The following is a 12,801-nucleotide window of genomic DNA, read 5'->3' as shown; positions in this document are numbered from 1 at the left end:
CCGAGGTTGCCTTGACGCCGGTGACAAGGTCTAGCGTCGGTCGGGTCGGACGAGGGAGGTCGGATGCTGATCGGTGAGCTGGCGGAGCGCGCCGGCACGAGCACCCGGGCCCTGCGTTACTACGAGACGCACGGCCTGGTCCGGGCGGCCCGCTCGGCCAACGGCTACCGGGTCTACGACGAGGCGGAGCTGCACGTCGTACGCGAGATCCGGGCGCTGCTGGCGGTGGGCTTCGGCCTGGACGACATCCGCCCGTTCGTCGCCTGCCTGCGGGCCGGAAACGCCTCCGGTCACGTCTGCCCCGACTCGGTGGCCGTGCTGCGGCGCAAGCTGGCCGAGCTCGACGCCGGCATCGACCGGCTGCACGCGGTCCGCCAGGAGCTGCGCGACCAACTCGCCCACGCCATCACCCACCGGGAGGAAACATGCTCGAGACTGCGCCGGACGGCTCGCTGACCGCTGTCACCGACGACACCTTCGCCACCGTGGTGCTCGCCGCCGACCGGCCGGTGGTGGTCGACTTCTGGGCGGACTGGTGCCCGCCGTGCCGGGCCATCTCCCGCAGCCTCGCCGAGCTCGCCGAGGAGTTCGCCGGGCGGCTGGTCGTGGCCACGATCGACACCGACGCCAACCCGACGGCCACCCGCACCTACGGCGTGATGTCCCTGCCCACCCTCCTGGTCTTCCGCCACGGGCAGGTGGTCGGCTCGATCGTCGGCTCCCGCCCGAAGCACCACCTGCGCCAGGGGTTGGCACGGCATCTCGAGGGCTGAACCGCCGGCCGGCGCGGTGCGGTCTCGCGGGTGCGGATCGCCGCGGGTACGCTCCGCCGGCCCCCGCCGCGAGAGGAACCCCATGCCGTACACCCCCGACCTGGACCGGCTGCTGACACCCGGCGCCCGCTTCGCCGACGAGCACGCCACGTACGTCATGGAGGTGCACCCGCTGGGCGACGTCGTGCTGCCGACGGGGCGGGTGGTCGGCTGCGACCCGGTGGCCTGCCCCGAGGACGAACCGTTCACGGTCGGGGTGGCCCCCGGCCGCTACCCGGCGCGGGCCTGGGTCGCGGTGGTGCGGGGCGAGGACACCGAGGCGGACCGGCGGGTGGCCGCCCTCGAACTGGTGGTCCACGACGAGCCGACGGCGCGCTGGGAGATGGCGCTGGTCGGCGACCAGGACGTCTCGGCCCTCAAGCCGGACGGTTGGTTCGGCTACGGGGTGGACACCGGCATCGGCACCCTGGCCGATCCCACCGCGCTGGCCGCCCTGGAAACGTGGGACGAGGGCGCGGTGACGGACGTCTTCGTCGCGGACGAGCCCGCGGGCGGGCCGGTGCCGGGGCACGTCGCCGCGGTGCTCGACGAGGCGACCGGGGCCAACGTGGTGACGGTCTGGTCCGGCTGGGGCGACGGCTGCTACGGCACCTGGATCGGGCGGACCGCCGACGGCCGGGTCACCTCGTTCGTGACCGACTTCATGGTGGTGCCGGGGCCGGCGTGACCCGTGCGGCGGGAGCGGCCACGGTCGAGGCGGCGCGGTGGGCGGCCGGGCGGGTACCGTGTGCGTCGGCTTTCCCCCCGGCACTCCGATGCCGGCCACCACCTTCGCAGCAGGGAGTCGACGCCGTGAGCGAGCGTACGCAGAACCGGTCCCAGAAGTCGGAGCGGCGGCTGGCCGCCCAGTTGGCCGCCCAGAAGGCGGCCGAGGCGAAGCGCCGCCGGCAGGCCTGGGCCGGCGGGCTCGCCGGGGTCGCGGTCGTCGCGGTGCTGATCACCGTCTTCGTGACGATCGGGCGCAACAGCGACGGTGACAAGGACCAGACGGCCAGCGCCCCCTCGGCCGGCCCGTCCGCCAGCGCCCCCGCCGCCGACGCGCCCCCCGCCCCGCAGCTGCCGGAGGGGGCCGACCCGGCCCTGGGCACCAAGCCGAAGGTCACCGCCGGCGAGGGCGAGCTGAAGAAGCTCGTCGTGACCCCGATGATCAAGGGCACCGGCCCGGCGGTGAAGAAGGGTCAGATGATCACCACGAACTACGTCGGCGTCTTCTACAAGGACGGCAAGGAGTTCGACTCCTCGTGGAACGCCGGGCAGCCGGCCTCCTTCGCCATCGGCGTCGGCCAGGTCATCCCGGGCTGGGACCAGGGCCTGGTCGGGGTGACCGTGGGCAGCCGCGTGCAGCTCGACCTTCCGGCCGAGCTGGCGTACGGCACGAACCCGCCCGGCGGCCGTCCCGCCGGCCCGCTGCGCTTCGTGGTGGACGTGCTCGCGGCCCAGTGATCCGCCGGTCGGCCCGTGACCGGGCCGTTGCCCCGCGATAGCGGCCCGGTTCGCCCGGGATGTCGCCCGTCGTTGATGCAGTAGCCCACAGAGGGCTTCCGGCCCCTCAGCCACCGGCAGTAGGTTCAGCGTCACCCCGGGCGGTCCGACCGTCCGGGGTGATGACCGGACCGGACGCGGAGGTGCACGTGACGGCGCTGGACGACGCGGGGCGGACCGCCCGGGTGTTGTGGACCCACTACGAGCCGGTCCACGCGATCACCTACTTCCACCCCCGCGCCCGGGCCGCCTTCGAGGCGGTCGGGCTGCGGGGCTTCTGGCGCGGCTACTTCGCCGGCCGGGCCGCGCCGCTGGGGGCCGCCGAGCCCGCCCCGGTGACGGCGGCGTTCTTCAACTTCGCCCCGCACACGGTGGCGCGGGCGCTGCCGGCCGTCTGGCGGCTGGCCACCCCGGAGGAGGCGCTGCGGGCGCGGCTCACGGGCGCGGTGCAGGCGCTGGCCGAGCTGACCTACGAGCTGCCGGAGTCGCACCTCGTCGAGGCGGCCGAGCTGCTGGAGGCCGCCGCCGCCGAGGCGGAGCCCGCCGGCCGGGTGCTGGGCGCCGCCAACGCCGCCCTGCCGCGCGGCGAGTACCCGCTGGCCCGGCTCTGGCAGGCCGCCACCACCCTGCGCGAGCAGCGCGGCGACGGGCACATCGCCGCCCTGGTCGCGGCCGACCTCGACCCGGTGGAGACGCTGGCCTGGCGGGTCGCGGTCGACATCTCGCCGCTGAACCTGCTCGGGCGCGGTTGGTCCGAGGAGCAGTGGGCCGCCGCCCGCGCCCGGCTGGCCGAGCGGGGCTGGCTCACCCCGGACGGGAAGCCGACCGAGGAGGGTCTCGCCCGGTTCCAGGCGATCGAGGACGCCACCGACGCCGCCGCCGCCCGCCCGTGGCGGACGCTGGGCCCGGAGCGCGCCGAGCGGCTGCGGGAGCTGCTCGAGCCGATCGCCCGCGCCGCCCACACCGTCATCCCGGAGGGCAACCCGATCGGCCTGCCCGCGCTGCGGAGCTGACCCCCGCCCGCCGGCCCGGACGCCGCCGATGGGGCAGGATGGGTTCGTGGCGGATGCGGTGGTCTTCGACCTGGACGGCGTGATCGTGGACTCCGAGCCGGTGTGGGAGGAGGTCCGGCGGGCGTACGTCGCGGCGCACGGCGGCACCTGGCAGCCCGACACGCAGCGCCGGCTGATGGGCATGAGCACCGGCGAGTGGGCCCGCTACCTGAGCGGTGAGCTGGGCGTCGACCGCAGCCCCGAGCAGGTCGCCGCCGAGGTGATCGAGGAGATGACCCGGCGGTACGCGCAGCGCGTACCGCTGATCGACGGGGCCGACCAGGTCGTGCGCCGGCTGGCCGAACGGTGGCCGCTGGGGCTGGCCAGCTCGTCGCCTACCCGGCTGATCGCGGCGGCGCTGGCCGCGACGGACCTGACCGGGGCGTTCGGCGCCACGCTGTCGACCGAGGAGACCGAGCGGGGCAAGCCGGCGCCCGACGTCTACCTGGCGGTTGCCGAGCGGCTGGGGGTCGACCCGGCCCGCTGCGTGGCCGTGGAGGACTCGTCCAACGGCGTCCGCTCGGCCGCCGCCGCCCGGATGACTGTGGTGGCGGTGCCGCACGGGGCGTACCCGCTGGACCCGGACGCCGAGCGCCTCGCGACGCTGGTCCTGGGCACGGTCGGGGAGGTGACCCCGCAGGCCGTGGACCGCCTCGGGTAGGCAGCGTGCCCGGCGCGGGCATGAGCGCGGATCCGCCGGGTACCGCAGCCACGGCGCCCCGGCCGGGGCCGCCGGGTGAGGAGACGGGGATGAAGGCGATCGTGTACGAGCGCACCGGCGACGCCTCGGTGCTGCAACTGGTCGACCGGCCGGTGCCGGAGCCCGGCCCCGGCGAGGTCCTGGTGCGGGTGGCGTTCTCCGGGGTGAACCCGACGGACTGGAAGGCCCGCTCGCAGGGGCCGATGCCGGGCGACTGGCAGACGCCCGGGCAGGACGGCGCGGGGGTGATCGAGGCGGTGGGCGAGGGCGTCGACCGGGACCTGATCGGCGAGCGGGTCTGGCTGTGGGAGGCCGCGTGGCAGCGGCCCTGGGGCACCGCCGCCGAGTACACGGTGGTGCCGGTACGGCAGGCGGTGCCCCTCGGCGACGCCTCCTTCGAACTGGGGGCCAGCCTGGGCATCCCCTTCCTCACCGCGCACCGCTGCCTTACCGCCGGCGAGTACACGCCGGACCGGCTGCGCGCGGGCGCGCTCAGCGACCACACGGTGCTCGTGCAGGGCGGGGCGGGCGCGGTGGGCAACGCGGCCATCCAGCTCGCCCGCTGGGCGGACGCCTGCGTGGTCGCCACCGTCAGCAGCCCGGAGAAGGCGCAGTTGGCGGCGGCGGCCGGCGCGTCCTTCGTGGTCGACTACCGGGAGCAGGACGTGGTCGAGGAGGTCCGCAAGATCGCGCCCGAGGGGGTGCACACGATCGTCGAGGTCTCCGCGGCGCGTAACGCCGCCGACGACGTCCAACTGCTCCGGCGCGGCGGGGCGGTCTGCGTCTACGCCGACGACGGCGGGGACGAGGTGACCCTGCCGATCCGGCCGTTGATGGCGCCGAACGCGCGGTTCCAGTTCGTTCTCGTCTACACCGAGCCGAAGGCGGCCAAGGCCCAGGCGGTGGTGGACGTGGCCGCCGCGGCGGCGCAGGGCGGGATCCGGGTGGGCGAGGACGCGGGCCTGCCGCTGCACCGTCACCCGCTCTCGGCGGCCGTCGCGGCCCACGAGGCGGTGGAGAACTCGGTGGTCGGGAAGGTGCTGATCACCACGAGCGGGGACGAGTGACGGCCGGAGGCCGAAAGCCCTCTGAGCTGGGCGGATTTCCCCGTAGTGGGCACAGAGGCGAACAAGTTTCGCAACAATGACGGTGCGGGTACCCCGCATGGAGCGGGCGGCCCCGGCGCGGTGCGAACGCCGGGGCCGCCCCTGGGGAGGGAATTCAGGAGTGTTCCCTACCCCAACAGGCGACGGTGCGCCTGAGAACGTTACGGGGCGGTCAGCTCCCGGACACTCAGTTCGCCCCCGGCGTACCGGGAACGGACGACCTTCTTGTCGAACTTGCCGACGCTGGTCTTCGGCACCGCGTCGATGACGGCCCAGCGTTCCGGCAGCTGCCAGCGGGCCACCGACCCGGCCAGGAACTCCCGCAGCTCCTCGACCGTCGCCGACGCGCCCTCGCGGAGCACGACGGTGGCCAGCGGCCGCTCACCCCAGCGCTCGTCGGGCACCCCCACCACGCAGGCCTCCAGCACCGCCGGGTGGGCCATCAGGGCGTTCTCCAGCTCGACCGAGGAGATCCACTCGCCGCCGGACTTGATGACGTCCTTGGCCCGGTCCGTGAGCGTGATGTAGCCGTCCGGCGAGAGGGTGCCGACGTCGCCGGTACGCAGCCAGCCGTCGCGGAACTTCTCCTCGTCCGGCACGTCGTCGCCGACGTACCGCGCGGTCACCCACGGCCCGCGGACCTCCAGCTCGCCGACCGACGCCCCGTCGGCGGGCAGCGGCTCGCCCAGCGGGCCGACGATGCGGGCCTCGACCCCGGCCGGCACCCGGCCCTGCGTGTAGCGGTAGCGCCAGGCCTCCTCGCCGGTCGCGCCGGCCGGCGGCCGGGAGACCGAGCCCAACGGGGACATCTCCGTCATCCCCCAGGCGTGGATGACGTCGATGCCGTGCCGCTCGGCGAACGCGTGCATCAGCGCCGGCGGGCAGGCCGAGCCGCCGACGATCACCTCCCGCAGCGAGGAACTGTCCACGTCGTGTGCGTCCAGGTGGGCAAGCAGGTCGGTCCAGATGGTCGGCACCGCGCCGGCCAGGGTGGGCCGCTCGGCGGCGATCATGTCGGCGATCGGCCCGGCCTGGAGGAACCTGTCCGGCATGATCAGCGACGCCCCCGAGAGGAAGGCCGCGTACGGCAGGCCCCAGGACATCGCGTGGAACATCGGCACGATGGCCAGCTCGCGGTCGGTCGGGCCAAGGCCGAAGCCCTCCGGCATGCAGACCTGGAGGGAGTGCAGGTAGATCGAGCGGTGCGAGTAGGCCACGCCCTTCGGGTTGCCGGTGGTCCCCGAGGTGTAGCAGAGGGCGGCGGCGTCGCGCTCGTCCACCTCGGGCCAGTCGAAGACGTCCGGGCGGTCGGCCAGCAGCGCGTCCCAGTGGTGCACGGCGATCCGGTCGCCGGCCGCCGCCGCGAGCGGGGCCGGGTCGCCGCCGCCGACGACCACCACGTGCCGCACGGTGCCCATCTCGCCGATCACCCGGGCCAGCAGCGGGATGAGCGTCGAGTCGACCAGCACCACCCGGTCCTCGGCGTGGTTGGCGATGTAGGCGACCTGGTCGGGGAAGAGCCGGAGGTTGAGGGTGTGCAGCACCGCGCCCATGCTGGGCACCGCGAAGTACGCCACCAGGTGCTCGGCGTTGTTCCACATGAAGGTGGCGACCCGCTCGTCGCCGGTGACACCGCACTCGTCGCGCAGCGCGTGGGCCAGCCGGGCCGCCGTGCGCCCGACCTCGGCGTACGTCATCCGGCGCGGCTCGCCGCCCGTCCAGGTGACGACCTCCGCCGTGCCGTGCACGGTGGCGCCGTGACCGAGGATCCGGGAGACCTGGAGGGGAGCGTCCATCATCGTGCTACGCATGGGTAACAAAGTAGTGTCGGCGGTCACAGGTTGGGAACCCTGGAATGCCGGTCGAGACCGTAACGGCACCGTAAATTGTCCGGGTGAGCATCTCCTGGGCCGATTCGTACGTGGGACAGCTACGCGCGCTCGCCGGTGACCGGACGCTGATGTTCGTCGGCGCCCGCGCCGTGGTCCGCGACAAGGCGGGGCGCCTCCTGCTGATCCAGCGCTCAGACAACGGGCAGTGGGCCCTGCCCGCCGGGGCGATGGAGCTGGGCGAGTCCATCGCCGACTGCGCCGTCCGGGAGGTACGCGAGGAGACCGGGCTGCGCGCGCTGCGGGTCAGCGCCTTCGCCCTCTACACGGGCCCGGACCGCACCCACACCAACATGTACGGCCACACGTACCAGATCTTCACGACCGCGTTCCGCGTCGACGAGTGGGACGGCGCGCTGACCCGGATCACCGACGAGACGACCGACGCGGGCTTCTTCCACCGGGCGCAACTGCCGGCCCCGCTCTCCGCGAGCGTCGCCGAGACCGTCGCCGACCTGGACGTCTTCGAGCAGACCAACCGGCTGATCCTCAAGTAGGCCGCCCGACCCGGCCCCGACCGGTCCCGACTCGGACCCTAGGTCGGGACCGGAGCCGAGGCCGAGGTCGGGAGCCGGAGCCGCGGTCGGGCCGGTCAGAGCATCGTCTGGCTCTTCGCCTCCATCTCGGCGGCGGCCTCCTGCTTCGACTCCCTGTCCAGCGGCTTGCCGCCGGGCGCCGGGCCCTCGCCGCCGAGGCCGTCCGTGCCGCCCGTGGCGCCGCCCGGGCCCGCACCGCGCAGCTTCTCGTTCGGCAGCGCCAGCGTGACCAGCACCGCCACGATCGCGATCAGGCCGGTGGTCAGGAAGACCAGGTGCAGCGACTCGACGAACGCCGCCTGGACGGCCGCGCGCACCGGGGCGGGGAGCGCCAGGATGGTCGCCGGATCGTTGACCGAGACGTCCGCCCCGCCGCTCGCCGCGACCGCGGCCTGCTGCTCCGGCGGCAGTACGGCGATCGCGCCCGGCAGCCGGTCCGCGAGTTCCGAGGTGAGCCGCGACGACAGCACCGCGCCGAGGATGGCGACGCCGAACGAGCCGCCCAGCGACCGGAAGAACGTCGCCGACGAGGTGCCGGCGCCCAGGTCGCGCATCGACACGGAGTTCTGCACGGCCAGGATCAGCGACTGCATGCAGAGCCCCAGCCCGACCCCGATCACGACCATGTAGCCGAAGGCCACCCAGAGCGAGGTGTCCACCTCCAGCCGGGTGAACAGCAGCATGCCGACCAGCAGCACCGCCGCGCCGGATACCGGGAACCACTTGTACCGCCCGATCCGGCTCATCGCCCGGCCCGTCAGCACCGAGGTGACGATGATGCCGGCCATCATCGGCAGCATCAGCAGGCCGCTGCGGGTGGGCGAGGCGCCCCGGACGATCTGGAGGTAGAGCGGGATGAAGATGATCGAGCCGAACATCACCAGGCCGAGCACGAAGCCGGCCGAGTTGGCCAGCGCGAACGTGGCGCTGCGGAACAGCCGCAGCGGCAGGATCGGCTCGGCCACCCGGGCCTCCTGGAGCACGAAGAGCACGCCGAGCACCGCGCCCGCGACGAAGAGGCCGATGATCACCCCGGAGCCCCAGGCGTACTCGTTGCCGCCCCAGCTCAGCGCGAGCAGCAGGCTGCTCACCCCGGCGACCAGCAGCGCCGCGCCGAGCCAGTCGATCGAGTGGTCGCGCCTGGTGAACGGGATCAGCCGCAGCACCCGGGAGCACACGATGATCGCCAGGATCCCCAGCGGCACGTTGATGTAGAAGATCCACCGCCAGTCGGTCTCGGCGAAGTAGCCGCCGACCAGCGGTCCGGCGACCGACGAGAGGCCGAAGACCGCCCCGAACAGGCCCTGGTAGCGACCGCGCTCCCGGGGCGACACCACGTCCGAGATGATGGTGAACGCCAGCGTCATCAGGCCGCCGGCGCCGAGGCCCTGGACCCCCCGGGTGACGATGAGCTGGGTCATGTCCTGCGACAGGCCGGCCAGCAGCGAGCCGAGCAGGAACGTGCCGATGGAGAAGAGGAAGACGGGGCGTCGCCCGTACAGGTCGGCCATCTTGCCGTAGAGCGGCGTCGAGGCCGTGGAGGCCAGCAGGTACGCGGTCACCACCCACGAGTAGTGGTTGATCCCGCCCAACTCGCCGACGATGGTCGGCAGCGCGGTGCCGACGATGGTCTGGTCGAGCGCGGCCAACAACATGCCGGTCATCAGGCCGAACATCAGCAGCCGGATCTGTCGCCCGCCGAGCGCCGGGGCTTCCGTGGTCATCCCGCCTCCTTTCCCCGCTCACCCGAAACATGCGTGCGGAGCGTAGGGCACCTTGTCGATCGTGGGGCCGGTGGCGCTCCGGCCACCGACCTCACGACCAACGATCGGTCAGCGGGACGAGTGCGGGCCCTCGGCGAACTCTTCGACGATCTTGGCGCAGAAGGCCGGCAGATCGTCCGGCTTGCGGCTGCTGACCAGGCCGCCGTCCGTGACGACCTGCTCGTCGACCCAGTCCGCGCCGGCGTTGGCCAGGTCGGTGCGCAGGCTGGGCCAGGAGGTGAGCCGGCGGCCCCGCACCACGTCCGCCTCGATGAGTGTCCACGGCCCGTGGCAGATCACCCCGACCGGCTTGCCGGCGTCGAAGAACGCCCTGACGAAGCGCACCGCGTCCGCGTCGGCCCGCAGGAAGTCCGGGTTCGCCACCCCGCCGGGCAGCACCAGCGCGTCGTAGCCGCCGGCGTCCGCGTCGGCCGCGGTCACGTCCACGTCGTACGTCTTCGACTGGTCCAGGTGGTTGAAGGACTGGATGGTGCCGGGCTTGAGCGAGACCAGCTCCACCGTGGCGCCGGCCTGCTCCACCGCCTCGCGGGGCTGGACGTACTCGACCTCCTCGACGCCGTCGGCGGCCAGGAACGCGATCCGCTTGCCCTGAAGTGTCGTCGCTGCCATCTCGGTCTCTCTCCTCTCCGGGGGTACCGTCCGTCCCTTCCCGGGGCCCGGTGCCCGAAACCCCTACCGGCGGCGGCAGGTTTGGCCCGGATGCCCCGGGGGACCCGGGACGGCATGGCAGGAGGAGCAGCGGAACAGCGCCGGCTCGCCGCGGTGGTGGAGGGCTGGCTGGGTCGTCCCGTCCTGGTTGTCGGGGACGCCATGCTCGACGAGTGGCGCTTCGCCGAGTCCGACCGGCTCTGCCGGGAGGCGCCAGCCCCGGTCCTCACCCTGCGCCGGCGGATCTCCGCAGCCGGCGGGGCGGCGAACACCGCCGTGAACGTCGCCGCGCTCGGGGGTCGGGCGGTGCTGGTGGCGCCGGTCGGCGCGGACGTCGCCGGCGACGAACTGCACGACTGTCTGGACCGGGCGGGCGTCTGGGACCGTACGGTCAACCAGCCCGCACGCCCGACGCCGGTGAAGCGGCGGATGCTGGCGGGCAACCAGATCCTGCTCCGGGAGGACTCCGGCGACCCCGACGACGTGCTCGACGCCGACGGGGTGGCCCGGCTGCTCACCGCGCTGGACTGCGCCACCGAGGAGCTGCGCGCCGCTGGCGGCGAGGCGCCCACCCTGGTGGTCTGCGACTACGGCCTGGGCGCGCTGCCCGCGCCCGTGCGCGCCTGGCTGGTGACCCACCGGGAGCGGTACGCGACGGTCGCGCTGGACGCCCACGACCTTGCCGACTGGCGCGGCCTGGCCCCGACGGTGGTGACCCCCAGCTTCGCCGAGGCGACCCGGCTGCTCGCCCGGGCCGCCGGCGCCCGTCCGGCACCCGGTGCCGGGCTGCACCTGGACCACCCGGACGGCGACCCGGCCGACGGCCCCTCCGAACTGACGGTGGGCGTCTCCCCCGGCGGTGTCGCGCCGCACCACGCCGTCCACCGCCCCGGCCCGACGAACCCGACCGGCGAGCCGACGGCCGGCGAGGGCCGGGTGGCGATGACCGGGAACGGGCTCACCGTGACCGGCACCGGCGTCACCGTCAACGCCACGGCCGGCGAGGGCGTCGACCGGGCCGTGCTGGCCGAGTCCCGCCTCGCCGAGCTGCGCGCGCACACCGGCGCCGACGTGGTGGCGGTGACCCTGGACACCGACGGCGCGGTGGTCGGCGGGGCGGACGGCGAGCCCCGACGCAGCCACAGCACCCCCGTGCCGGCCAGCCACGCGGTCGGGGCGGGCGACGCGTACCTGGCGGCGATGACGCTGGCGTTGGCCGCCGACGCGCCGCTGCCCACCGCCGCGCAGCTGGCCCAGCTCGCCGCGACCATCACCGTCTCGGACACCGGCACCTGCGTGTGCCGCCGGGAGGACCTGCTCGTCGCGCTGGACGCACCGGTCGACGGGGCCGGCCACCGGGCGCTGGTCGGCATCGACGAGCTGGCCGCGCTCGTCGAGGAACACCGCCGGGCGGGCCGCGCGATCGTCTTCACCAACGGCTGCTTCGACGTGCTGCACCGGGGCCACGTGCGCTACCTGGAGCAGGCCCGCGCGCTCGGCGACCTGCTGGTGGTGGCGGTCAACTCCGACGGCAGCGTACGCCGGCTGAAGGGCCCGGACCGGCCGGTCAACCCGGTGGAGGACCGCATCGCCCTGCTCGCCGCGCTGGCCTGCGTCGACCACGTGGTGGTCTTCGAGGAGGACTCCCCGGCGGAGCTGATCGAGGCGGTCCGCCCCGACGTGTACGTCAAGGGCGGCGACTACCCGCCGGAGATGGTGCCCGAGGCGCCGCTGGTACGCAGCCTCGGCGGGCAGGTCCGCACCCTCGGGTACGTCCCCGACCGGTCCACCTCGGCGATCATCGACCGGATCCGGGCGCACGGCCAGGAGCCGCAGGAGGACACCTCCCTGACGCCCGAGCCGTCGTGAACCGCCCGCTCGACCTCGGCACGGCCGGCGGGTTCCGCGCGGATCGGCTGCTCGACGTGCTGATCCCGACCCGCAACCGCCCCGCCGAACTGGCGGTCACCCTCTCCGGGCTGGCCGCCCAGGAGGGCGTACCCGGCTTCGGCGTGGTGGTCAGCGACCAGTCCGACGGCGACGCCGCGTACCGGCACCCGGCGGCGGCCACCATGGTCCGGGCGCTGCGCCACCGGGGGCACCCCGTGCTGCTGACCCGCCGGCTGCCCCGGCGCGGGCTGGCCGAGCACCGGGCGTACCTGCTGGCCGCCTCCGCCGCCCGGTACGTGCTCTGCCTCGACGACGACGTCTGGCTGGAACCGGGCACGTTGCGCCGGCTGGTCACCGCCATCGAGGAGCTGAGCTGCGGCTTCGTCGGCAACGCGGTGCACGGGCTGTCGTACGCCGACGACGTCCGGCCGGAGACGCACCGGCACTACGAGGAGTGGACCGGCCCGCCCACGCCGGAACGGATCCGCCCCGGCACGCCGGAGTGGGAGCGGGCGTCGATCCATTCGGCGGCGAACCTGCTGCACGTCACGCGGCAACTGGACCTGCCGTCGGGTGGCTGGCGGGCGTACAGGGTGTCCTGGATCGGCGGCTGCGTGCTCTACGACCGGGCGAAGCTGGTCGACTCCGGCGGGTTCGACTTCTGGCGGCGGGTGGACGAGAAGCACCAGGGCGAGGACGTCGCCGCCCAGCTCGCCGTGCTGGCGCGCTTCGGCGGCGCCGGCGTCCTGCCCAGCGGCGCCTACCACCTGGAGTCGCCCACCACGGTCACCGACCGGGAGGTGGAGGCGTGGGAGGTCGTGCTCGCCGAGGAGGAGACGGCGCAGCCGGCCTGAGCCGACGCGCGCCCGCCCCGGGGCCGT

13 protein-coding genes are annotated in these 12,801 nt (G+C 74.3%); 10 read left to right on the top strand and 3 right to left on the bottom strand.

Features of this window, described 5'->3' with window-relative positions; translation table 11 throughout:
- Positions 1–63: 63 nt before the first annotated feature.
- The 7 genes from ABZ573_RS01865 (at position 64) to ABZ573_RS01835 (ending at position 5,134) form a co-directional block, all read left to right on the top strand.
- Positions 64–456 carry a MerR family transcriptional regulator gene (locus tag ABZ573_RS01865; protein ID WP_151457489.1) on the top strand — a complete coding sequence of 131 codons (393 nt, stop codon included), beginning with the start codon at positions 64–66 and terminating at the stop codon, positions 454–456.
- On the top strand, positions 426–773 hold the full coding sequence (gene trxA, locus ABZ573_RS01860; protein ID WP_151457488.1) for a thioredoxin: 348 nt from the start codon (positions 426–428) through the stop codon (positions 771–773). The genes ABZ573_RS01865 and trxA overlap by 31 nt, the downstream gene beginning before the upstream one ends.
- Positions 774–855: 82 nt before the next feature.
- Positions 856–1,500 (top strand): DUF4241 domain-containing protein, encoded by a 645-nt coding sequence (locus ABZ573_RS01855; protein WP_358114720.1) that lies wholly within the window; start codon positions 856–858, stop codon positions 1,498–1,500.
- A gap of 125 nt (positions 1,501–1,625) precedes the next feature.
- Positions 1,626–2,276 carry an FKBP-type peptidyl-prolyl cis-trans isomerase gene (locus tag ABZ573_RS01850; protein WP_327030308.1) on the top strand — a complete coding sequence of 217 codons (651 nt, stop codon included), beginning with the start codon at positions 1,626–1,628 and terminating at the stop codon, positions 2,274–2,276.
- A 161-nt stretch (positions 2,277–2,437) separates the two neighbouring features.
- Positions 2,438–3,328 (top strand): hypothetical protein, encoded by an 891-nt coding sequence (locus ABZ573_RS01845; RefSeq protein WP_358114717.1) that lies wholly within the window; start codon positions 2,438–2,440, stop codon positions 3,326–3,328.
- 46 nt (positions 3,329–3,374) lie between these two features.
- The gene (locus ABZ573_RS01840; protein WP_358114714.1) at positions 3,375–4,028 is read left to right on the top strand and encodes an HAD family phosphatase; all 654 of its coding nucleotides are present in this window, start codon (positions 3,375–3,377) and stop codon (positions 4,026–4,028) included.
- 89 nt (positions 4,029–4,117) lie between these two features.
- A complete protein-coding gene (locus tag ABZ573_RS01835; protein WP_358114711.1) occupies positions 4,118–5,134 on the top strand; it encodes an NADPH:quinone reductase in 1,017 nt (338 codons plus the stop codon).
- Between the two features lie 200 nt (positions 5,135–5,334).
- Here ABZ573_RS01835 and ABZ573_RS01830 read toward each other — a convergent pair whose 3' ends face one another.
- Positions 5,335–6,984 carry a fatty acid--CoA ligase gene (locus ABZ573_RS01830; protein WP_327030306.1) on the bottom strand — a complete coding sequence of 550 codons (1,650 nt, stop codon included), beginning with the start codon at positions 6,982–6,984 and terminating at the stop codon, positions 5,335–5,337.
- 83 nt (positions 6,985–7,067) lie between these two features.
- Between ABZ573_RS01830 and ABZ573_RS01825 the strand changes: the two genes are divergently transcribed.
- Complete coding sequence (locus ABZ573_RS01825; protein ID WP_151456579.1) at positions 7,068–7,559, top strand: NUDIX domain-containing protein; 492 nt, start codon at positions 7,068–7,070, stop codon at positions 7,557–7,559.
- Between the two features lie 95 nt (positions 7,560–7,654).
- Here ABZ573_RS01825 and ABZ573_RS01820 read toward each other — a convergent pair whose 3' ends face one another.
- Both ABZ573_RS01820 and ABZ573_RS01815 read right to left on the bottom strand, forming a co-directional pair.
- On the bottom strand, positions 7,655–9,322 hold the full coding sequence (locus tag ABZ573_RS01820) for an MDR family MFS transporter (protein ID WP_151456578.1): 1,668 nt from the start codon (positions 9,320–9,322) through the stop codon (positions 7,655–7,657).
- A gap of 108 nt (positions 9,323–9,430) precedes the next feature.
- Positions 9,431–9,991 (bottom strand): type 1 glutamine amidotransferase domain-containing protein, encoded by a 561-nt coding sequence (locus tag ABZ573_RS01815; RefSeq protein WP_327030305.1) that lies wholly within the window; start codon positions 9,989–9,991, stop codon positions 9,431–9,433.
- A 114-nt stretch (positions 9,992–10,105) separates the two neighbouring features.
- On the opposite strand from ABZ573_RS01815, the gene rfaE2 reads away from it, so the two are divergent.
- Together rfaE2 and ABZ573_RS01805 are read left to right on the top strand one after the other, a co-directional pair.
- Complete coding sequence (rfaE2, locus tag ABZ573_RS01810; protein WP_327030304.1) at positions 10,106–11,899, top strand: D-glycero-beta-D-manno-heptose 1-phosphate adenylyltransferase; 1,794 nt, start codon at positions 10,106–10,108, stop codon at positions 11,897–11,899.
- A complete protein-coding gene (locus ABZ573_RS01805) occupies positions 11,896–12,774 on the top strand; it encodes a glycosyltransferase family A protein (protein WP_358114705.1) in 879 nt (292 codons plus the stop codon). Before rfaE2 ends, ABZ573_RS01805 begins: the two co-directional genes overlap by 4 nt.
- The last annotated feature ends 27 nt before the right edge of the window (positions 12,775–12,801 follow it).

The sequence above is a fragment of the Micromonospora sp. NPDC007220 genome, from assembly GCF_040634035.1.
Taxonomy (GTDB): domain Bacteria; phylum Actinomycetota; class Actinomycetes; order Mycobacteriales; family Micromonosporaceae; genus Micromonospora; species Micromonospora reichwaldensis.
This window is presented reverse-complemented; position numbering and strand designations above follow the sequence as displayed.